Genomic DNA, 21,945 nt, shown 5'->3' with positions numbered 1-21,945 from the left:
TTTTTTCGCGCGGAAATTACTTATTCTTCAATGGCTAATGAAAGATGAGAGTTGCGAGAGGTAATTATCACCAACTGAGTGTAGCGGCGCGATTTATCGCGCTGATCGTTTGCGCATTGGTATTAAAGCGCAATAAATCGCGCCGCTACGTATGATGTGACAATGTCACCAATGCCAGCGTTTTTCCGCCAAATCAACCAGTAAGCGTGAGGCGGGCGAAAGCTCACTTAAGGAACGGAACTGCCAGCCAAAGGTGCGCGGCATGGTGACCAGCGGCAGGGGAATTTCCACCAGCGCGGCCTCATCGCCCTCGCCTTTCAGCAAACGCCGCGAGAGAAAACTCAGCAGTTGGGTACTGGCTATCACCTGACGCAGTGGCGACAAGGTATTACTTTCCATCTGTACGCGCGGTGCTGCATAGCCGCCATTACGTAATCGTTGTTCCAGCCACTGGCGCGTGGCGACCTTGGCGGAAGGCAGTAGCCAGTTGTACTGATCAAGCTGTTCCGGGGTGGGATGGATATTCGCCAGCGGGTGACGTTTGCTGGCGGCAATCACCACCGGATCATCAATCAGCGGGCGAGTAATAAACTCGCTATTACCGTCCGGCAAGAAACCGAGGATCAGATCGATCTTGTTTTCCCGCAGCATTTTTTGCAGCAGGTCATTCATGCCCACCGTCACTTCCAGCCGTGCCGTCGGCGCTTTATGCAGCAAATCGCGGCTCAACATCGGCAGCATAAATTCTGCGGCCGTCGCGGCCACACCGAGGCGGATCACCCCCGCCGTACCTGCACCCAGCGCCTGCAAATCCTGCCGCGTCACCTGCATCATGTGCACGACTTTTTGAGCACGTTCACAAAGTAGCAGTCCCGCTTCCGTCAGTTGCATGCCGCGCCCGACCTTCAAAATCAGCCGGGTGGCGTAGAACTTTTCCAGGCGCTGAAGACATTTGGTCAGTGCGGGCTGAGTGATACCAAGGGATTGGGCCGCTTTACCCAGATGTCCGGTTTCTTTCACCGCCAACAGATAATGCAGATCTTTAAGTTCCATTCATTCCCACCAGGAATTAATTGATAAAAATCAGAGAATATAATTTATCACTTCGGGCTGCCAGGATGGAAAGACATTAACAACAGAGCAACAAATAACCTGCAATGTCTGGAAGGGAGAAAGGATGAAGCATTCGTTGAAAGCGCTGGTCGCCGCACTGACCGTCACTGTCGCCGTACCGGTACTGGCCGAAGATACTCTACCGGTTAAGCTGCCAACCCAGCTAGATAGCCGCCTGCAACAGGTGACCACCTCACCGCGGGTGTGGAACGGCATCACCGTCAGCCATGATGGTCGCATCTTTGCCTCGCTGACCCAATCGGAGGGCAGCGGTTTACAACTGGCGGAAGTGGTGAACGGTCAGCTTAAGGCTTATCCCGATGCCAGCTGGAATCAGTGGCAAAGTACCGACCCGGAACATCATTTCTATCACGTAAATGCCCTGCGTATCGGCCCGGATGGCGATCTCTGGGTGATGGATGCGGGCAATAAAGGGATCGGCACCGGCGATCACTCGGTAGCTGGCGCGGCCAAACTGGTCCGCATCAATCTGCAAAGCGGCAAAGTGGTGGGTAGCTACGTGTTTAAAGCCCCGGTGCTGAAAGCCACCAGCTATCTGGATGATGTGCGTTTTAATGGTGATTACGCCTACCTGACCGATCCTGGGGCGGTGGGGTTGGTGGTATTGAATATGAAAAGCGGTAAAAGCTGGCGCGTGCTGGATGATCATCCGCTCTCTATCGATCACCAACCGATCTATGCCGACGGTAAAAAACTGTTCCTGCGCGATGGCCGGGAAAAACGTGTAGGCCTGGATCAACTGGAAGTCTCACCTGACGGAAAATGGCTCTACTATCAGGCCATTCCCGGCCCGCTGGCACGCATCGAAACCCGTTATCTGAATGATGACAAACTTTCACAGGCTGATGTGGCAAAACACGCCGAGAAAGTGCGTGATACCTGGAGCACCGGCGGCACAGCGATTGATGACGCGGGCAATATCTATGCCTCGGACATCAATACCCGCAGCATCAAACGTATCGCGCCTGATGGGTCTGTCACCACGGTGATTCAGGATCCGCGCCTGGTGTGGATTGACGCGATGTGGATTTCCAAAGGGGCGTTGTGGATGCCTTCCGCGCAAATCAATCGTACTCCAGCGACCACCGGCGGGAAGCCCTCAACCGTGGAATATCCGGTAAAACTTTATCGCCTGCCGTTACCGATTGCGCCATCACCACGCGATCACGGTTAATTTATGCACCCGGCGCAACCGGCCGGGTGTGGTTTATTTCTTATCGAGATGGTTGAGGAGCGTAAATAACACCGCGATTAATCATAACCTGAAGCGATTTTAATTTTATTAAAAATAAGAAGTTGCACGCATTTTTCTCATAAATGTACCTTGCTCTCATCAAAATGATTTCTGGATAATAATGTCCGAATGATGAGGGGAAAAAAGTGTAACTGAACAATAAATAGCCGTTTGTTTTATTTATACCCGAAACCTCTGAACAGGATACTTCACCATGCTGCTCGTTTTCAGTGTGCTTATGATCGGCTGTTTTATCGGCTTATTAATGAGCAAAAAACTCTCTGCCCTAACGGCATTGATTATTATCCCAACACTTTTCGCCCTGTTATCCGGTCACGGTGCGGAAATGGGCAGTATGGTGATTAAAGGATTACGCACCGTCGCACCCACTGGCGTGATGTTGATTTTCGCCATGCTTTATTTTATGAGCGTAACCGATGCCGGAATGTTTGATCCCATTATTAAACGCATTGTTTCTGCCGTCGATGGTGATCCGGTCAAAATTTTTATTGGCACCGCCCTGCTGGGTTTTATTGTGGCGCTGGATGGCGACGGCGCAACGGTATATATGATCGTACTTTCCGCTTTTATGCCGATATATGAACGCGTTGGCTTGTCAAAGCTCAGCGTGGCCTGCCTGTTATTGCAATGTACCGGGTTGGGTAATATGTTCCCCTGGGGCGGCCCTACAGCACGCGCGGCCACGGCGGTACATGCCGACGTCGCCACCCTGTTTGTGCCGATGCTGGTGCCGCTGTTAGCCTGCGTTGTCTGGACTTTTGTGATGGCATGGCTGCTGGGACGCAGCGAACGCAAACGCATTGGTTTCCACAGCGGAAACTCGGCAACGCTGGGCGGATTGCAGTTTGAACAGAAACCCTGTGTGGCCTGGCGTTTTTGGTTTAACTGGGCGCTGACCATTGCATTAATGACCTTGCTGGTGCTGGATGTGGTGCCCATGGCGTATCTGTTTATGTTGGCAACTGCCATCATGTTTGTCGCTAACTATCCGCAGCTCAGCCAGCAGCAGGAACAGATTTCGCGCCATGCCCCGGCGATCCTCGCCGTCGCCGGATTGATTTTCGCCGCTGCGGTGTTTACCGGCATCTTCGCTGAAACCGGGATGGCCGATAGCCTCGCGACCGCCATTGTGAATATGATTCCCCCGGCGCTTGGCCCTTATCTGGCGGTAATTACCGCGATACTGAGCATACCCGTTACCTGGATGGTCTCTAACGATGTCTTTTATTTTGGTATGTTGCCGGTGTTGGTGCAGGCGGCAGGACATTATGGTATCGCACCGATTGAAATGGCACGCGCAGCGCTGGTGGGGCAACCGGTGCATATTCTCAGCCCGTTAGTTGCATCAACCTATTTATTGATTGGCATGCTGAAACTGGATTATGCACAGGCTCAACGCTTTACATTACGCTGGTCATTTATAACCTGCATGGTGTTATTGCTGGTTGCGTTGATTACCGGGTGTTTCCCGTTTTATCGGGATGCTTAAAATATCCTCGTTTTCGTAAACGGGATATCAGGTTATAGTTTACCTTCTTGGTGTCCTGATATTTTTCAGGACTAATCTGGCTGCGACATAATATTTTCTTTTGCTCTCATTTCCCGTAGAATGCCGTTTTTTGATTGAGTCATACCATTACTAAGGGTTTATTTATGAGCGATGCACTGAAGGCATTGAACAATCTTCGTACACTGCGTGCTCAGGCGCGTGATATTGAGGTTGAAGTTTTAAACGAAATGCTGGAAAAGCTTAGCGCGGTGATCGCCGAACGTCGTGAAGAAGCGGCTGCGGAAAATGCCGCCCAGCGCGAGAAAGAAGAAAAACTGGCGTTGTATAAAGAAATGCTGCTTAACGACGGTATTGATATTAATGAACTGGCGCAATTAGCCCAGGGCGAAAGCAAGCCTAAAGCAAAACGCGCCCAGCGTCCGGCAAAATATAAGTTCACAGATGAGAACGGTGAAGAGAAATTCTGGACTGGCCAGGGACGTACCCCCTCCCCGATCAAAAGCGTAATCGACGCTGGCGGTTCGCTGGATGAGTTTCTGATTTAATCTGTCAGAAATAAGTGCCTTGCCCTGCCGTGGGCAAGGCGTTACGTCGTTAACCTGCCCTGGCATACCCTTCCCCGTTATAACCTAGCGTGATAACTGAAATCATCAATGACGATGATGCTGATGTTAGCCGTGCGTCATACTTGCAGGTCAGACGCATCAGCTGCTAAGGAGCAATCATGTCTGTTAAAAAATTACTGTTCGTCCTCACCAGCCACGACAAACTTGGCACCACCGATGGCGCAACCGGCTTCTATCTTCCTGAACTGACTCACCCGCTTGAACAGGTTGAAAAGGCGGGGTTCAGTGTGGATTTTGCCTCGATAACGGGTGGTAAGCCCCCGGTGTATGGTGTGGAGCTGGATGACCAGGTTAACGCCCATTACTGGCACGATGAAGCATTCCAGCACAAACTGGCGCATACGCTGGTGCTGGATCAAGTGGATGCAAGCCAATACGTGGGCATTTTGTATGTCGGCGGTCACGGCACCATGTGGGACTTCCCGGACAGCACCGCCGTGCAGCGCGTGACTCGCGAGATCTGGCAGCACAATGGCGTGGTCGCGGCGGTCTGTCACGGCCCTTCAGCCCTGGTGAATGTGACGTTGCAAGATGGCAGCCTGCTGGTCGCCGGTAAGCGTGTCAGCGCCTTTACCGATGAAGAAGAACATATTGTAGGGCTGGAAGACGTGGTGCCCTTCCTGCTGACCCGTAAATTGCAGCAACAAGGGGCAATCATTGAGGGCGCGGCAGCCTGGCAGGATCAGGTCTCAGTCGATGGTCGTTTAGTGACCGGGCAGAATCCACAATCGGCAGCCAGCGTCGGCAAAGCCATGGTGCAGGTGTTGCAAAACTAACCTCTGTTGCGGCGTGATAAATCGCGCCGCAACAGGAACCATTAAACCAACGCCGCGCAAGCGCGGGCTATACGCTTGCCCGCCTCAGTCACACTCGCGATATCCGTGGCAATCGACAGGCGAAAATACGGCGACAAACCGTAGGCACTGCCAGCCACACCGGACACCCCGCTTTCCAGCAGGTAATTGAGCACGTCGTCCTCACTCGCCAGCCGTTTGCCATCCGGGCGGGTTTTCCCCAGCAAACCGGCGCAGCGGCAGAAAATAAAGAACGCCCCTTCCGGGTTGAGCACATCAATACCCGGCACCTGGCTCAACGTTGCCATGATGGCATCACGCCGTTGCTGATACGCTTCCCTCTGCGGCGGCAGAAAATCGAGTCCACCGTTGAACGCAGCCACCGCAGCGGCCTGGCTGATGGCACCGGCACCGGAGCTGTTTTGTGATTGCACCACCGTCATGGCACCGATCAATTTTTTCGGTCCGGCACCAAAACCAATGCGCCAGCCGGTCATGGCATAGGTTTTCGACACGCCACCCACCAGCAAAATACGCGGCGCTAAATCCGGTGCCACGTGCAGCAGGCTAACGTGCTGACGACCATCAAACAGAATATGTTCATACAACTCATCCAGCATGATCAGCACATCGGGATGATCGCGTAGCACCGCCGCCAGCGCGGTTAACTCTTCCTTGCTGTACACCATACCCGAGGGATTACCCGGATTGTTCAGCACCAGCCAGCGAGTTTTCTGGTTGATAGCCGCAGCCAGTTGCTGCGGTTGTAACTTGTACTGCTGCTCCAGTGGGCATGCCAGCAATACCGGTTCGCCACCATTAAAACGTACGCTATCCGGGAAGGTCGGCCAGTAAGGCACCGGCACAATCACCTCATCACCTTCGTTTAATGTGGCGGCAAAGGCGTTGAAGATGATCTGCTTGGCACCATTGGCAATGGCGATCTGCTCCACCTCGTACTGCAACTGATTCTCCCGCACCAGTTTCTGCTGTACCGCTTTACGCAGTGGCGTAGTGCCGGGCGTGGGTGTATAGCGTGTTTCACCCGCTTCCATTGCCACCACAGCTGCCTGACGGATATGTGGCGGAGTATCAAAATCAGGTTCCCCGGTGGTGAGGTCGAGAATATCCACGCCCTGTTCTTTAAGCTGGCGCGTCAACTGACGCGCCGCAGCATTGGCAGAGAGAGACACGGATTGCACACGCTTTGATAAGGTGACCATGCTGTTCTCCAGTGATTACACCACGGGCAGACCGAGGTTTTCGCGCAGGGTGGCAAATTCGTACTCATCGCGGAACAAGCCGCGACGTCGCAGTTCCGGGATCACCAGTTCGACGAACAGGTCAAGCTGCTCCGGCATAATGGCAGGCATGATGTTGAAACCATCCGCGCCACCGTGCTCCAGCCACAGCTGGAAATCATCGGCGATATCTTCGGCAGTACCGACAATCACCCGATGTCCACGCGATCCGGCAGCGACGGCGGCCAGTTCACGCAGCGTCAGATTTTCGCGTTTCGCCATATCAGTCATCAGCTTCACGCGGCTCTGGTTACCTTCACCCAACGGCACTTCTGGCACCGGCCCATCCAGCGGGTACTGGCTCAGATCCATGCTGAAACGCAGCGACAGCTGACGCAGACCGTTTTCGATATCCACCAGGGTGTTCAGTTCTTTCCACAGCGCTTTGGCTTCTTCACGGGTGTGGCCGACAATCGGCATCACGCCAGGCATAATCACCACATGATCAGGGTTACGACCGGCAGCAATCACCTGGTCTTTCTGCGAACGGTAGAAAGCCTGTGCTTCTTCGAGGCTGGCCGCCGCGGTAAAGATCACTTCGGCAGTTTCCGCCGCCAGTTTCTGACCATCGGCTGAGGAACCGGCTTCGATAATCACCGGACGACCCTGCGGTGAGCGGGTGATGTTCAGCGGGCCTTGCACCTGGAAATGCTCGCCTTCGTGGTTGATCGGCTGGATCTTGTCATCAATAAAATATTGGCCGGTAGCTTTGTTCGGTTGTACCGCATCCTTTTCCCAGCCTTCCCACAATTTATATGTCACTTCCAGGAACTCACGCGCCCGCGCATAGCGCTCGGCATGATTCGGCATATCGTTGCGGCTAAAGTTACGTGCGACATCGGTGGAGAACGAGGTCACCACGTTCCACGCGGCGCGACCACGGCTGATGTGGTCCAGCGAGGAGAAGCTGCGCGCCATGGTGAACGGATCGCTGAAGGTGGTTGACGCCGTGGCTGCCAGGCCAATGCGTTTGGTATTGACCGCGAGGGCCGACAACATGGTCAGCGGTTCAAGGCGTGCCATAGTGGAAGGCAGGCGATACATGCTGGTCGCCAGCGCATCACCGACAAAAAACAGGTCAAATTTGCCCGCTTCAGCTTTTTTCGCGATGGTGATCAGCCAGTCGATATCGGTAGGATCGCCGAGTTGTTGCGTCAAACGCCAGCCACTGACATGTTGTCCAACCGGTTGTACGAAAAGGCCGAGTCGCAGGCGACGTGAAGATGTTGCGCTGTCCATAAAAAATGTCCTGGTCTGTAAAAGTAAAATGTGCGCCGCAGCGCACGCTTAAAATGCGTTATCGGTTGCCAGCAAAGCCTGTTCCAGCGTCTCAGCGGACACGGTAAACGGCAGACGTTCGGCACTGGCGGCCGGGAATTTGATCTGTTGCGCGAGGGTACGTATACGGCCAGCGCGATCGCCACTCAGCGGGGCCAACGTCAGCGGCATATCGTATTGGCGCAGCAAAGCCAGCAGTTCAGCATCCGGTACGCCATCATGCTCAATCAACGACTGGACCAGCAGGCTGTAGCCGACTTTCTCGCCGTGCAGCCAGTGGTGCAGCTCCGGCTGGTGTGTCAGGCGATTATGAATGGCGTGGGCAAAACCTGGCGTGGGCAGCTCGTCGCGTACGCTGTTCGCCAGCCCAGCCAGCACGATATTGGCATCAATCACCTTCACCAACGCGGACGTGACTTGCTGCTGCTGGTTGGCGGCAACCGCCTCAGCACCAAACTGACGATAGGTATCCAGCGCGCGCAACGCGGTCATCACCTTGAGGTCAAGCGCGAGGTCATCGGGATTGTGACGTTGATAAGGACGGAATTCGTAGTATTTTGCCAGCGCATCGACAATACCTGCCTTCAGATAGCGCACGTCACTACGTGCGATGACTTCGCTATCCACCAGCACCAGTTCCGGCATTTTGCCAAGTGCCTGGCTGCGCACATGTCCACCCTCCGGGGTGTAAATAATAGCGACTGGCGACCAGGCAGCACAGGTGGCGGCGAGAGTGGCGAAATTAATCACCTTCAAATCTGCCAACTGGCTACCGACGGCTTTGGCGGCGTCCAATACGCGTCCGCCACCAATGGCAAACAACAGTTCTGCGCCCTGCTGTTCGGTGTTGTGTTTTAAGGTGGCGATGGCGTCATCGGTGCATTCACCGTGCAGATATTCCAGCTGCCAGCGGATGCCATTAACCTCAAGACTGGTGGTCAATTCTGGATTAACCGCCTGCCACGCGTGGGGAGAAGTGAAGATGCGGATATGCGTGGCGTAAGGTTTAATAAACTCACCAGCACGTGCACGCAGGCCCGCCTCATGCGCATAGGCGCGCGGAGATTTAATCGCTAACACGGCGTTACCCTGATAAAAAGAAAGGCTATAACGGATAAAATGGAGTTTTTACAGAGAGTTAATGCGAATTTGTTATAGCGCTGTATGTTTTCTGCATACTACGGTAAATAACGATTTAAGCAATAAAAAAGCGGCGATTTCATTTTCACAAATATGCATTAGCTTAGTTATTTTTTAGATATAGCGCGCATAGCCTTTGCTGTTAATCTCAATACCCTTAAATGCGTAGCTTATTATCCGCCAGCATGGCGGTTTTTTTCGGGGAATACTATGCAACTCGATTTTCGCCAGGTCAGAGAAGACGAAGTTGAAACCTACCAGGCGCTGATGCATGCCGCTTACGCGTCCACCAAAGCGCTGGGGATTAAGTTCGATGCCGCCAGTGCCGATCGGGAAAAAACGTTACGCCATCTGCAAAGCCATGGGGTTTACGGGCTATACGCCGAGGGTGAAATGGTCTCTTCCATCACCATCCGCTATCCGTGGGGACCGTTGCCCGGTCCGTTTGGCTTACCGCATATTGGCTGGTTTGGCGCACACCCGGATTATCCCGGCCAACAGTTTGGTCGTAAAATTCAGGACTGGCTGGAACAGGAGATCATCATGGGTCAGTTGCGCGCACCAGCGGTGTCGCTTGGCACCGCCATCAGCCACCCATGGTTGAAGGAGATGTACCTGAAGCGCGGCTTCCACCCGATGCATACCACCGATCTGGGTAAAGGTCATATCACGCTATATATGAAGAAAGTGCTGGATGAAAGCGCACATGATGCCTGGCTGACGCGTCAGGCAGCACAACAAGGGAACAAGGCATGAGTACCATTGATGAAACCGCGCTGGGAGACTATCTCGTCGCTTTCCGCCATGAATTGCACCGTTTTCCCGAACTCTCAAACCAGGAATTCGAAACGACCGCCCGTCTGCGCCAGCAGCTGGAGCAGCACCACATCCGTATCCTTGATCTGCCGCTGAAAACCGGCCTGGTGGCCGAAGTCGGTCCGCAACAAGGGCCGCTACTGGTGCTGCGATCGGATATCGATGCCCTGCCGATTGAAGAACAATCGGACGTCAGCTTTCGTTCTGAACGCCCTGGCGTGATGCACGCCTGCGGTCACGATTTTCACAGTTCTGCCGCGCTCGGTGCGGCGATTCTGCTCAAGCAGCAGGAAGCCACCCTGCCGGGACGTGTGAGAATTCTGTTCCAGGCAGCTGAAGAGACCGGTCAGGGTGCCCCGGACGTGATTGCCACTGGTGCATTGCAGGATGCGGTAACAATCTTCGGCATCCATAACGATCCCTCACTGCCCGCTGGCGTCATCGGCAGCAAAGCCGGACCGCTCACCGCTGCCGTGGACCGTTTTGATATCACCATTACCGGCATCGGCAGCCATGCCGCCAAACCGCATGAAGGTAATGATCCGATCATCGTCGCCGGGCAGATTATCGCGGCGGCGCAAACGCTGATCAGCCGCAACGCGCCCTCGGCGGATAATGCCGTGGTGTCCATTACCCAGGTGCACAGCGGCAGTACCTGGAACGTAATTCCCGACAGCGCCTGGCTGGAAGGCACGGTGCGTTCGTTCTCACAAAGCACCCGCGAACGTCTGGAGCAACGCTTCAGCGAAATCGTGCAGGGTATCGGTGCCGCCTTTGGTGTGGTGGTTAAATTTAACTGGCATGCCGGGCCACCGTCGGTGGTTAACGATGCATACTGGGCCGATTTCGGCTTACAGCAGGCCAGTGCCAGCGGCTTTGAAGCGCGCGTGGTGGAAGCCAGTCCAATTGGCGAGGATTTTGCCTTCTACCAACAGCAATTGCCTGGCGCATTTATGATGATTGGCACCGGTGAGCCGTATGCGCTGCATCACCCGGCGTTTCGTATTAATGATGAGGTGTTGCTGCCCACTTCACGTTATCTGGCGAACCTCGCGCTAGCCGCATTGCACAGCCTGGAATCGCAGTCATGACCCTGACAACCGCGCTGGCCGAACAGATTGTTCACAGCCAGCCCGATCAACTGGCGCAAAGCAAGGCGCGTGAAGGCATTCGCGATTTCGTCGCGGTAAGTTGGCCGGTGCTACGCGGCCAGGTGCCAGACAGCGGTTTACCGGCGCTACGTTCCGTTTACAGCGATGGCAGCATCCGTTCCCAGGCGTTGCTGCTGGGCTATGCCGGCCATGCGCTGGATTACGATGATTTCCATGCCGATTTTCGTGGTCATCCGAGCGTGGTGATCCTGCCCGCGCTGTTTGCCTGGCAACAGTCCCAGCCGCGAGCGACACTTGAGCAGTTCCTCGATGCCTACGCCATCGGCGTGGAGGTGGCCGGACGACTCGGACTGGCTGCCAGTCAGCAGCATTACGCGTTGGGCTACCACAACACCGCCACCCTCGGCACCCTCGCTGCTGCTGCTGCGCTGGCACGTTTTCTGCGGTTGGATGTTGCCGCCAGCGCGACGTTATTAGGCATCGCCACCACCCAGGCGAGCGGTCTGCGGGCGCAGTTTGGTTCGGCTATTAAGCCATTGCACGCCGGTTTTGCGGCGGAAAAGGCGGTGGCCGCCGCGCAGTTGACCCTGGCAGGCATGGATGGCAAACAAGAGGGGGTGATTGAGGCCTTCCTCGCGGCCAGCAGCAACGGTCAGGCGCAGCCAGGAAAATTGGTGGCAAACTGGGGCGAACCCTGGCGTATCAACTCACCGGGACTGGAGTTCAAACCCTTCCCGACCTGCGCTGGCACCCATAGCGCCGCCGAAGCCACACGCATCTTGCGGCAAGAATGGCTGGCAAGCGGGCAGTCGCTTGAGGCATTACTGGATAATATCGTCGAGATTAGCGTCGCGTTCCCGCCGGGTGGCGACATTGCGGCTTCAGTGCAGGTGCCGGGCAACGGTATTGAAGCACGCTTCAGCCTCGAATATGTTATCGCCGCGATGCTGATCTACGACGACCTGCGTTTGCAGGATTTTGCTGAAGGCGACCTCAACCATGAGGTGATGCCGCTGGCGGCAAAAGTAAGGCGTACACCCGATGATTCCGCGCCACCGGATGCGATCAATCCGGCGCTACGCTTTCATGAGGTGACATTGTCACTTAAAGGCGGTACGCAACTGCGTCAACGTCGTACCCGTCAGGAATCACTGGCCGATGCGGTGGATGTGGCGGGGAAACTGCGGCTGGCGCTGGGGCAGGAAACGCCGGAAAACCAGGCATTGATACTGGGGAGTTGCGCCTTGAGCACGTCGGAAGATTTGCAAACGTTAGCTGAATTGTTGCGAGCATAAATATGTTCAGCGTAGCGGCGCGATTTATCGCGCCGCTACGGATGGCTTAGCAAGGTGGAATAAACGCCTGCACCGGCGTGAGTTCCCCGGCGTACTTCCTCACCTGCACCACAGTAATTTGCCCGCTACAGCCCTGAGCTAATGCCGAGGTGCCAATATCCAGCGTCAACACGTTGGGATTGCCATGACGACACAGCGGCCGTGCGGCGGTGGGATCAACCGGATCGTACCAGGCACCGGTCGGCAGTTGAACCACGCCAGGCATAATGGTATCGGTGACGCGTGCACTGGCCAGCACATGTCCCCGCTGATTGTATAGCTCAATGATGTCACCATCATTGATGGCTAATCGAGCCGCATCCAGCGGATTCAGGCTACATACCTCCCTGCCATCACGTTTACCGCTCAGGCTATAATCACCAAAATCTAACTGGCTATGCAGACGCGTGGCAGGCTGATTGGCGATCAGCCAAAACGGATGTTCATCGTTCGGTTGTTGCTGCGGTTCACGCCATACCGGATGTCCGGGACAGTTTTCGTAGGCAAAACTGGCGATGGTCGCCGAGTAGATCTCGATTTTCCCACTGGGCGTCGGCAACGGTGAGGCATCAGGATCGGCGCGAAAAGCGTTAATCATGCGCCCACCGTCCTTCAACTGCGGTAGCTCCAGCACACCCAGTTGCCAGAACTGGTCAAACTCCGGAAGTGTCACCTGATGCGTGGCAAGTTTTTCCTGCAACTGCTGGTAATGATGCTGCAACCAGCCACGGGTATCGCGACCTTCGGTAAATGCCGCTTCCTTGTCGAGTCTGCGAGCCAGTTCACTGAAAATCACATAATCATCTTTCGCTTCAGCGTAAGGTTGTGCTACTGGCTGCATGGCGAATAAATGGCGATCGGTCGGCGCGCCGCCAATGTCTTCACGTTCCAGCGTCATGGTGGCGGGCAACACAATGTCGGCGTGTCTGGCGCTGGCCGTCCAGGCAATTTCATGCACGATCAGCGTATCCAACTGGCAAAAAGCCTGGCGTAAGCGAGCCAAATCCTGATGATGATGGAACGGATTGCCACCCGCCCAGTAAGCCAGACGGATATGCGGATAGGTCAGACGGCGGCCATTGTAGTCAAACTGCGTCCCGGGGTTGAGCAGCATATCCGCGATGCGCGCCACCGGAATCAGGCGATCGATACCATTTTTGCCCTGCGGCAAAGCCGGGAAACTGACCAGATTATGATGCTTACCGTAATGACCGAGCGCGCCGAGCGCGTAGGTATAACCACCGCCGGGCAAACCGGGTTGCCCCAATGCCGCCGCCAGCACCAGCCCCAACCATACCGGCTGCTCGCCATGTTCGGCACGTTGCAAGGCATGCGCCACCGTCACCAGTACGCGCTTGCCCGGTAGCTTACGGGCAAATTGGCTGATAAACGCCGCATCGACACCACAAATCGCCGCAGCCCAGCGGGCGTCGCGTACCGTACCGTCCTCCTCGCCGCGAATATACGCCACCATCTGCGGCCAGCCGACGGTGTAACGCGCGAGGAAGGCTTCATCGGTCAACCCTTCTTCAATCAGGACTGATAACACGCCAAGAATAAACGCCGCGTCAGTTCCCGGACGCAGCGCCAGCCACTCCCCCTGCGCTTCATCCGGCAGATCACTTTTCAACGGACTGACAGAAATAAAGCGAGTACCGCGCTGTGCGGCCTGCTGCATAAAGCCACGTTCGGTGTGTTCACTCAAGCCGCCACTGGCAACCTGCGAATTTTTCAGCGCCAGACCGCCAAAGGCCAGCACGACGTCGCTGTGTTGGGCGATCTCTTCCCAACTGACGCCGCGCCGGGCAATCTCGGTCATATCGCCAACGATATGCGGCAACAATACAGACGCCGAACCGGAACTGTAGCTGTTAACCGAACGGACATAGCCGCCAAGGGTAGTATTCAGAAAACGGTGCACCTGACTTTGCGCATGGTGGAAACGCCCCGCGCTCGACCAACCGTAAGAGCCACCAAAAATGCCTTCCGGGCCATAGTTGTCGCCAACACGCTTTAATTCGTTTGCCACCAGGGTATAGGCTTCTTCCCAACTGACGGCAACATAATCATCGTTACCACGGCGTTGATCCGGCCCGGGGCCATTTTCCAGCCAACCACGGCGTACCATCGGACGCGCCACGCGGGCCGGGTGATTGAGGGCGCGACGGAAGTTTTGTAACAACGGGCTGGGATCGGGATCGCGGTGGAATGGCTCAATGGTGAGTTGATCGCCCTGCTGTCGGGCATGAAAGGCCCCCCAGTGTGCGCTGTGCATTACCGGTTTCTGCGTCATCATTGTTCCTGGCTAAAAAAAGAAAAACGGTGCTTAAAGCACCGTTGCAATAAAGTTTCTGACACGCCCGTTTTCCGGGTCGTCGAATACTTGCTGAGTTGGACCGGCCGCGACAATCTTGCCGCCTTCCATAAACACGATGTTGTCTGCCACTTCACGGGCAAAGCCAATTTCGTGTGTGACGATCACCATAGTGATACCGGAATGCGCCAACTGTTTAATCACCTGCAATACTTCACCCACCAGTTCGGGATCGAGTGCGGATGTGGGTTCATCAAACAACATCACGCCCGGATCCATTGCCAGCGCACGCGCAATCGCCACACGCTGCTGCTGACCACCGGACAAATTTTGCGGCCATTCCTCTTCACGACCAGACAGGCCTACCTGCTTCAGCAATGCCAACGCTTTGCTGGTGGCCTGCTGGCGACTCTGTTTTTTAACGCGCATCGGGGCATCGATGATGTTCTGCAACACGGTACGATGCGGAAACAGGTTAAACTGCTGAAAGACCATACCAATTTCCGCACGCTGACGTGCAATAGCGCCACTGCTCAGTTCGTGCAGCGCCTGGCCTTTCTGCTTATACCCCACCATTTCGCCGCCGATACGGATGGTACCGCCATCCAACTTTTCCAGATGGTTGATACAACGCAGTAGCGTCGATTTCCCGGAACCGGAGGGGCCCAGGATCACCGTTACTGAACCAGCCGGAATATCGAGATTGACTTCATCCAGGATGGTGACACCGGAGAAACGTTTGGTCACCTTACGCAGCGCGATTGCCTCAGCCATTGCTCACGCTCCTTTCGCTCTTGGTGGCAGAAAAACGTGGCAGCAACTGCCACAGGCTGCGCTTCTCACGACGTGTCACGCCGCGACCAAAATAGCGCTCGACATAATATTGTCCAATCGACAGGACCGAAGTCATCAGCAGATACCATAAGGTTGCGACCAACAGCAGCGGGATCACTTCATAGGTGCGCTGGTAAATAATCTGCGCGGAAAACAACACGTCCTGAAGCGAAATCACTGAAACTACCGCCGTGGTTTTCAACTGCCCGATAATTTCGTTACCGGCAGGCGGCATAATCGCGCGCATCGCCTGAGGCAATACGGTATGACGGAAGATCTGCGCCGGACGATAGCCCAGGGCACGGGCAGCTTCCAACTGACCATTGCCGACACTCTGAATCCCCGCGCGCACGATTTCTGCCGCATAAGCGGATTGATGCATAACCAGCGCGATCACTGCCGCACTGAACGGACTCACCAGCGAGTTGGACTGCGCGCTCCAGATCTCACCCAATCCCGGGATCGATAGCGCAATTTTGGGATAGAGCGCGGCAATGTTGTACCAGAGAAACAGCTGTACCAGCATCGGCACACCACGGAAGAACCAGGTATAAGCCCAGCTCACCGCAACCAGTACCGGGTTGGATGACAAACGCATCAACGCCAGTACCGTGCCGAAGGCAAACCCCAACACCACGGAAATCGCGGTGAGTTGCAGTGTCATCAATACACCCTGCAAAATGGACGGGCCGGTGAAGTTCTCCGCAATCACCCCCCATTCAAAACGCGGGTTGTTGATCATGGAGTGCGCCATCGCCACCACGCACAACAGTACCACCAGCGCACTCAGCCAGCGTCCGTAGTAGCGTTTGCCGACGATCTTCAGATCGTCGGTGTGGTCGTGAAAATCACTCATTTAAAGATCTCTTCGTTGCGTTTAGCTTCGGTCACAGCGCCAAAGCCAATCCCCCAGTTATCAAGGATTTTCTTGTAGCTGCCATCTTTAATTAAGGAGTTCAGGGCGGCCTGAACAGCCGGTTCCAGTGGTGACTCTTTCGGGAAAGCAACTGAAACTGGGGCGTCATTAACCGTGATTTCGCCGCTCATGGTCAGAGGTTTAATCACTTTGACCTGCCACAGCAGACCTTCATACGGGCCGAGGAACATCGGGACACGTCCACTGACGACAGCCTGTACACCTGCCGGACGATCCGGGAACACGGACACTTTAATCGGTGGCTTGCCAGCGGCTTCACAGGCTTTGCTGGCTTCTTCCAGGCGTGTTACCTGAGTGGTACCTGAACCGGCACCGACTTCTTTACCACAGACATCGCTGAGCGATTTGAATGGTGGGATATTGGCGTCTTTCTGCGAAATAATGCCCAACAGGCTGGCGTTATAATAGCCAACAAAATCAATTTGTTTCAGACGGGTCGGCGTGGCGTTGATGTTTGATAACGCAACATCATAACGACCGGTTTTGAGGCCGGGAATGATGTTGTCAAAACCGCCGGTATCTTGCCAGTGCACCGGAATACCGAGGCGCTCGCCCACCGCATTCATAATGTCGATTTCACGACCAGCCAGGGTTTTGTTGTCTTCTTTATAGAAAGTGGTCGGCGGCGTGTTGGGGTTGGTTCCGGCAACAATGTAGCCACGTTTCACGATATCCGCAGGTAACAGGCTTTTCAGCGCCGGATCGGCTTTAACATGGACTGAGCTGTCGGTGGGAACAGATTGTTCAGCGGCAAACGTGGTGTGCGCACTCAGAGCAAGTGCGAAAAGGGTCATTCCTTTTGCGAATTTCACTGGAACCTTTCTCCTGATATTTAAAATGTTTTCCCAGCGGGAAAAGGCATTGGAGGTAGCGATGTATTTTTCACCTCATAAGCCACATTTATTTTGTGCCTTACGGGTTTATTCATCCTCGTAATGTCCCGGCGTCATTTTCAGTGAATATATGCAGGGATCACAAATGCGAAAAACAGATATCTATTGCCGAAAACTGGCAATAGAGCTTTTCAGTGAGTCCCAGAGGGCACGGAGTTGTTGTCAGCAGCGGAATTACAGGGATTTTGGCAGAGAATCAATGGGCTACAAAAGCAGCACTCACCTCTCTTTTTATTCTTAGACATAACCATGTTTTCTAAGCGATCGCAAAACGCGCGAGGACAAACGTCCATCACCAAATAACCCTGGGTACCTGATAAAATTTCTCCGCAGCAAAATTTACTCAGAACAGCGCAACAATTATCAGCAACGTCAGGAATTATTCCAACTTTCTGTATGTTGTAATTAAATCGCTCTTCCCCATGAGAATTGAATGATTATTGACCAATTGAGGAGAAACCAGGGAGATTCCTTACTCAATATGTACAATGATAATTATTCTCATTATCATGCGCATTTACTTACAAACGTTAACATATCAGGGAGAAAACTTAAGTGAATGTAACCAGATGTAGCCAAAAGCGACCTGTCGCGCTGTTTTTGGCCAGCCTGCTGAGTACGTCAGCTTATGCCGCCAATGAGGAGCCAACTGAAAAACTGGCTGACGATGAATCGATGATCGTCACGGCGGAAGAGGAACTGAAGCAACAGCCGGGGGTTTCAACCATCACAGCAGAAGACATTCGGAAAAGTCCTCCAGTTAACGATTTGTCCGACATTATTCGTAAAATGCCAGGCGTAAACCTCACCGGCAACAGCGCCAGCGGCAGCCGGGGGAATAACCGTCAGATCGATATTCGCGGCATGGGTCCAGAAAACACCTTGATCATGATTGATGGTGTCCCTGTTAGCTCGCGCAACTCCGTGCGATATAGCTGGCGCGGTGAACGTGATACGCGCGGCGATACCAATTGGGTGCCTGCCGAAATGGTTGATCGCATCGAAGTCATCCGTGGTCCGGCTGCATCGCGCTACGGGTCGGGAGCCGCTGGCGGCGTGGTGAATATCATTACCAAACGCCCAACCAACGATTGGCACGGTTCATTGTCGCTGTTCACCAATCAGCCGGAAGATGATAAAGAAGGGGCGACCAAGCGCGCAAACTTTAGCCTGAGCGGACCATTGGCAGGCGATGCGCTGACCATGCGTCTGTATGGCAACATCAATAAAACCGATGCGGATGCTTACAACATCAATACCGCAGAAAACGGTTCCTATGCCGCAGGCCGCGAGGGTGTACGAAATAAAGACATCAACACGGTGTTATCCTGGAAAATCACCCCACTGCAAATTGTCGATTTTAGCTATGGCTATAGCCGCCAGGGCAATATCTATGCGGGTGATACGCAATACAGCAACGGCAACATCAGCCCGGATGGCTTGGTTGAATCACTGTATGGTGATGAAACTAACCGGATGTACCGCCAGAGTTATGGGCTGACCTATAACGGCATCTGGGACTGGGGTACCTCAAAACTTAATTTTAACTATGAGAAAACCAACAATACCCGCCTGCAAGAAGGGTCGACAGGCCGCGTTGAAGGAATGATCAACAGCAACGATTACGCAACCAGCCGCCTCGAAAGTTATCGTGCGGGTGGTGAGGTTAATTTCCCGGTGGAGTTATTGGTTGATCAAACCGTTACCCTGGGTGCGGAGTGGAATCGTGATGAGTTGAATGATCCCGCGTCCATGACGGCAACCGATGCGTCCGGCGTGATTATTGATGGGGTTTCCGGTAATCCGGCCTCGCGCAATAGTAAAAATAGTGCCACCATCAGTTCCCTTTATTTTGAAGATAATATCGCTGCCACCGACAGCACCGAGATCATTCCTGGTCTGCGCTTCGATTATCACGATAAATTCGGTGCTAACTGGAGTCCGAGCCTGAATATTTCTCAGGGACTCGGCGAATATTTCACCCTGAAAGCCGGTATCGCTCGCGCCTTTAAAGCACCGAACCTGTATCAATCCACTGAAGGTTATTTACTCTCTACCCGTGGCAATGGTTGCCCGGTGGGTATTTCTACCGGTAGCTGCTATCTGTTGGGTAATGAGAACCTGGATCCGGAAATTAGCGTCAATAAAGAAGTGGGTATTGAGTTCCATAATGAGGGTTACACCGCCGGTATTACCTGGTTCCGCAATGATTATAAAAATAAAATCGTCGCGGGTGACGAGGCCGTAGGTTACACCTCAAATGGATACAACGTGTTGCGTTGGGAGAATGGCGGCAAAGCGATTGTCGAAGGTCTGGAAGGCAACATGACTATCCCGGTGATCCGCGATACGCTGGAGTGGCGCACCAACGCGACCTATATGTTCCGTTCGGAAAGTAAGAAGACCGGTAACCCCTTGTCGGTGATCCCTGAATTCACCATCAACTCACAGCTGGACTGGCAGGTCACCGAGAAGCTGGATGCCAATATCAACTGGACACAGTATGGCCGTCAGAAACCGCGCCAGTACGCCGAGATCCGTAACGAGTCGGGTGCCATTTCTAATCGAGAAATCAGCCCCTACTCCATTTTTGGCCTGAACGTAAATTACGATATCACCAAAAATCTGCGTGCCAACGCGGGTATCAACAACCTGTTTGATAAGCGGGTTTATCGTGAAAACGATGGTGCATCAACCTATAACGAGCCGGGACGTGCTTATTATGCTGGGGTGACGGTGTCGTTTTGATGTTCAAACCTTCCTGCCGGTATCACACTGGCAGGAAGGGATTTATCTGTTGAGGAATTACCTTCCCGATGGGTGGGAGATAATATTAAGTTCAATCGCCAGGCTGATGGCATGTTTCGCGTTATTTACACCGAGTTTTTTGACGATTTTGCCCATATGGAACTTGACGGTACTTACCGTGATATCCAGCATGCGGGCGATTTCAGGGTAGGTTTTACCGGTGCTGCTCCAGTAGAGGATTTCGTTTTCGCGGATGGAGAGTGTGTCATCGTGACGATGAATTCTGTTGTTTTCTTCATGATAAAGATGAAGCAACATTTCATGAGTATCAATCAAAATACCCTGAAAATCATTTCTATGTTTCTTTACCTTTTCATCAACTTCAGGCATGAGGAATTTATTAACATATAAAGACAACACTGCCAGATTATTATTTTGATCATGCAATACAAATGTATGACCACTTACAATATTATAATCAGGCCTTAGTGAGTCAGTAATCTTCCTGATGGTCCATTGCGAATTAACAATTAGAGTCTCATCCCATACGACAGGAGAGACGCGATTCAATGCATTAATGATAATAGGGTCGATACTTTGATATCTATTCTTCAGATAAACACTTTCAAAATAATCAGGGATATCACTGATGACAACAATATCATCCATATTTCTTTTATTCATTACAGCATATGCATAGTTTACATCGGCATATTTTTTAATGTTTCTTTCAATACTAGCCTTGACCTGTTCATTTTTTTCGGAATCTGAATAAAAATTCTTACTCATTACTGCATTCCTCAAGAACCTTCATTATTCTAACTTCCTAAGCATTGTAGATGCTATTAATTTTTCATAAATCCTCTAGCTTGAAGGTTACGCGAGCATGCACCAACTTGTAAAGCACCTTTATCAGAATCAACTCATAAAATAACATTAAATATCAATAAAATCAAATATATAGAAAATACAATCAACTGATTAGCAAGATGAAAAATGCTAAGGACGTCATAAAGAGCTTGGCAGCCGAGCTACCTCGCTTCTCAATACATTGTTTGGAGTAAAAACTCATACCTTTAGTCCTAATATAAAAACATTACAATCCAGTCGGATGGGATATTATATTTAATTCAATTGCAAGGCTTATAGCATGCTTGGCATTATTAACACCCATTTTCCTAACAATTTTCCCCATGTGAAATTTAACTGTACTAACAGTAATATTCAACATGCGTGCTATTTCCGGATAAGTTTTTCCGGTGCTACTCCAGTAGAGAATTTCATTCTCTCGAGAAGAAAGCATGTTTTCTTCACTTTTATGTTTTTCACTTTCATCACGGTAAAGATGAAGCATTATTTCATGAGTATCAATCAGTAGACCCTGAAGATCATTTCTGTCTTTTATTGCTTTTTCGTTTATATCAGCCATCAAATACTTGTTAATATATAATGATAGTAGCACCAGATTATTATTATAGTCATGCAAAACAAAAGTTTGCCCGCTGACAATGTTATAAAACGGCTTCACGGCATTAAAAATCTTATTGATTGTCCATTGAGAATTAATCATTAAATTCTCATCCCAAATAATTGGAGCCACTCTGTTCAGCGCATTGATAATTATAGGGTCTATGCTTTGGTGTTTGTTTGCCAAATAGACCTCGTCAAAATACTTTGAAATGCTACTAATAATAACTATTTCATCTATATTTTTTTTGTTCATTAAAAAATACGCATAATCAATCCCTGGGTACTTTACAAGGTTCTTTTCTAAATGCTGCTGTATATGATTATTTTTTTCAATATTTGAGAAGAAACCCATAAACTACTCCTTAAAGTTGTGACAGGCTATCTAAGTTAAGTTGAAATCTTAATCCAAACCATGCTCTGGCTCAAATTATAGTATTTCATTGGCAGTT

Annotated in this window: 18 protein-coding genes; 8 read left to right on the top strand and 10 right to left on the bottom strand. The window is 52.4% G+C overall.

Going from position 1 to position 21,945, the window contains the following annotated elements; genetic code table 11:
• Positions 1 to 165 precede the first annotated feature (165 nt).
• Entirely contained in the window at positions 166 to 1,053 is an 888-nt protein-coding gene (locus tag AC6I8W_RS21470; protein ID WP_497838683.1) for a LysR family transcriptional regulator, read from the bottom strand.
• A gap of 124 nt (positions 1,054 to 1,177) precedes the next feature.
• On the opposite strand from AC6I8W_RS21470, the gene AC6I8W_RS21465 reads away from it, so the two are divergent.
• The 4 genes from AC6I8W_RS21465 (at position 1,178) to AC6I8W_RS21450 (ending at position 5,301) form a co-directional block, all read left to right on the top strand.
• Positions 1,178 to 2,308, top strand: a complete 1,131-nt coding sequence (locus AC6I8W_RS21465; protein WP_497838682.1) for an L-dopachrome tautomerase-related protein — start codon at positions 1,178 to 1,180, stop codon at positions 2,306 to 2,308.
• 274 nt (positions 2,309 to 2,582) lie between these two features.
• Positions 2,583 to 3,878: a CitMHS family transporter gene (locus tag AC6I8W_RS21460; protein ID WP_497838681.1), complete on the top strand. Its 1,296-nt coding sequence runs from the start codon at positions 2,583 to 2,585 to the stop codon at positions 3,876 to 3,878.
• 164 nt (positions 3,879 to 4,042) lie between these two features.
• Positions 4,043 to 4,444 carry an H-NS family histone-like protein gene (locus AC6I8W_RS21455; RefSeq protein WP_497838680.1) on the top strand — a complete coding sequence of 134 codons (402 nt, stop codon included), beginning with the start codon at positions 4,043 to 4,045 and terminating at the stop codon, positions 4,442 to 4,444.
• 179 nt (positions 4,445 to 4,623) lie between these two features.
• Positions 4,624 to 5,301 carry a type 1 glutamine amidotransferase domain-containing protein gene (locus tag AC6I8W_RS21450; RefSeq protein WP_497838679.1) on the top strand — a complete coding sequence of 226 codons (678 nt, stop codon included), beginning with the start codon at positions 4,624 to 4,626 and terminating at the stop codon, positions 5,299 to 5,301.
• A gap of 41 nt (positions 5,302 to 5,342) precedes the next feature.
• Here AC6I8W_RS21450 and AC6I8W_RS21445 read toward each other — a convergent pair whose 3' ends face one another.
• Genes AC6I8W_RS21445 through AC6I8W_RS21435 form a run of 3 tightly spaced genes read right to left on the bottom strand, consistent with a single transcriptional unit; the run spans position 5,343 to position 8,978 of the window.
• Positions 5,343 to 6,542 carry an aminotransferase class I/II-fold pyridoxal phosphate-dependent enzyme gene (locus tag AC6I8W_RS21445; RefSeq protein ID WP_497838678.1) on the bottom strand — a complete coding sequence of 400 codons (1,200 nt, stop codon included), beginning with the start codon at positions 6,540 to 6,542 and terminating at the stop codon, positions 5,343 to 5,345.
• Between the two features lie 15 nt (positions 6,543 to 6,557).
• Positions 6,558 to 7,859, bottom strand: a complete 1,302-nt coding sequence (locus AC6I8W_RS21440) for an LLM class flavin-dependent oxidoreductase (RefSeq protein ID WP_497838677.1) — start codon at positions 7,857 to 7,859, stop codon at positions 6,558 to 6,560.
• A 48-nt stretch (positions 7,860 to 7,907) separates the two neighbouring features.
• The gene (locus AC6I8W_RS21435) at positions 7,908 to 8,978 is read right to left on the bottom strand and encodes an iron-containing alcohol dehydrogenase family protein (RefSeq protein WP_497838676.1); all 1,071 of its coding nucleotides are present in this window, start codon (positions 8,976 to 8,978) and stop codon (positions 7,908 to 7,910) included.
• Between the two features lie 270 nt (positions 8,979 to 9,248).
• Between AC6I8W_RS21435 and AC6I8W_RS21430 the strand changes: the two genes are divergently transcribed.
• The 3 genes from AC6I8W_RS21430 to AC6I8W_RS21420 are packed head-to-tail and all read left to right on the top strand — an operon-like array spanning position 9,249 to position 12,261.
• Entirely contained in the window at positions 9,249 to 9,794 is a 546-nt protein-coding gene (locus tag AC6I8W_RS21430) for a GNAT family N-acetyltransferase (protein WP_497838675.1), read from the top strand.
• Positions 9,791 to 10,945 carry an amidohydrolase gene (locus AC6I8W_RS21425; protein WP_497838674.1) on the top strand — a complete coding sequence of 385 codons (1,155 nt, stop codon included), beginning with the start codon at positions 9,791 to 9,793 and terminating at the stop codon, positions 10,943 to 10,945. Before AC6I8W_RS21430 ends, AC6I8W_RS21425 begins: the two co-directional genes overlap by 4 nt.
• On the top strand, positions 10,942 to 12,261 hold the full coding sequence (locus AC6I8W_RS21420) for an MmgE/PrpD family protein (protein ID WP_497838673.1): 1,320 nt from the start codon (positions 10,942 to 10,944) through the stop codon (positions 12,259 to 12,261). Before AC6I8W_RS21425 ends, AC6I8W_RS21420 begins: the two co-directional genes overlap by 4 nt.
• 46 nt (positions 12,262 to 12,307) lie before the next feature.
• Here the strand turns inward: AC6I8W_RS21420 and AC6I8W_RS21415 are convergent, their stop codons facing one another.
• The 4 genes from AC6I8W_RS21415 to AC6I8W_RS21400 are packed head-to-tail and all read right to left on the bottom strand — an operon-like array spanning position 12,308 to position 17,197.
• Positions 12,308 to 14,593: a molybdopterin-dependent oxidoreductase gene (locus AC6I8W_RS21415; RefSeq protein WP_497838786.1), complete on the bottom strand. Its 2,286-nt coding sequence runs from the start codon at positions 14,591 to 14,593 to the stop codon at positions 12,308 to 12,310.
• 33 nt (positions 14,594 to 14,626) lie between these two features.
• Positions 14,627 to 15,388 carry an amino acid ABC transporter ATP-binding protein gene (locus tag AC6I8W_RS21410; protein WP_497838672.1) on the bottom strand — a complete coding sequence of 254 codons (762 nt, stop codon included), beginning with the start codon at positions 15,386 to 15,388 and terminating at the stop codon, positions 14,627 to 14,629.
• Positions 15,381 to 16,304, bottom strand: a complete 924-nt coding sequence (locus AC6I8W_RS21405; protein WP_497838671.1) for an amino acid ABC transporter permease — start codon at positions 16,302 to 16,304, stop codon at positions 15,381 to 15,383. The genes AC6I8W_RS21410 and AC6I8W_RS21405 overlap by 8 nt, the downstream gene beginning before the upstream one ends.
• Positions 16,301 to 17,197 (bottom strand): ABC transporter substrate-binding protein, encoded by an 897-nt coding sequence (locus AC6I8W_RS21400; RefSeq protein WP_497838670.1) that lies wholly within the window; start codon positions 17,195 to 17,197, stop codon positions 16,301 to 16,303. Before AC6I8W_RS21400 ends, AC6I8W_RS21405 begins: the two co-directional genes overlap by 4 nt.
• A 636-nt stretch (positions 17,198 to 17,833) precedes the next feature.
• On the opposite strand from AC6I8W_RS21400, the gene AC6I8W_RS21395 reads away from it, so the two are divergent.
• Positions 17,834 to 20,026 carry a TonB-dependent siderophore receptor gene (locus AC6I8W_RS21395; RefSeq protein ID WP_497838669.1) on the top strand — a complete coding sequence of 731 codons (2,193 nt, stop codon included), beginning with the start codon at positions 17,834 to 17,836 and terminating at the stop codon, positions 20,024 to 20,026.
• A gap of 57 nt (positions 20,027 to 20,083) precedes the next feature.
• Here AC6I8W_RS21395 and AC6I8W_RS21390 read toward each other — a convergent pair whose 3' ends face one another.
• Both AC6I8W_RS21390 and AC6I8W_RS21385 read right to left on the bottom strand, forming a co-directional pair.
• Positions 20,084 to 20,815 (bottom strand): helix-turn-helix transcriptional regulator, encoded by a 732-nt coding sequence (locus tag AC6I8W_RS21390; protein ID WP_497838668.1) that lies wholly within the window; start codon positions 20,813 to 20,815, stop codon positions 20,084 to 20,086.
• Positions 20,816 to 21,122: 307 nt separating this feature from the next.
• Positions 21,123 to 21,848, bottom strand: coding sequence for a helix-turn-helix transcriptional regulator (locus AC6I8W_RS21385; RefSeq protein WP_497838667.1), 726 nt, complete (start codon positions 21,846 to 21,848; stop codon positions 21,123 to 21,125).
• Positions 21,849 to 21,945 lie beyond the last annotated feature (97 nt).

Source organism: Pantoea sp. X-Soil-TKNS-1211 (assembly GCF_059730495.1).
Note: the sequence above shows the minus strand (reverse complement) of the source record. Positions and strands in the feature narration are given on the sequence as shown.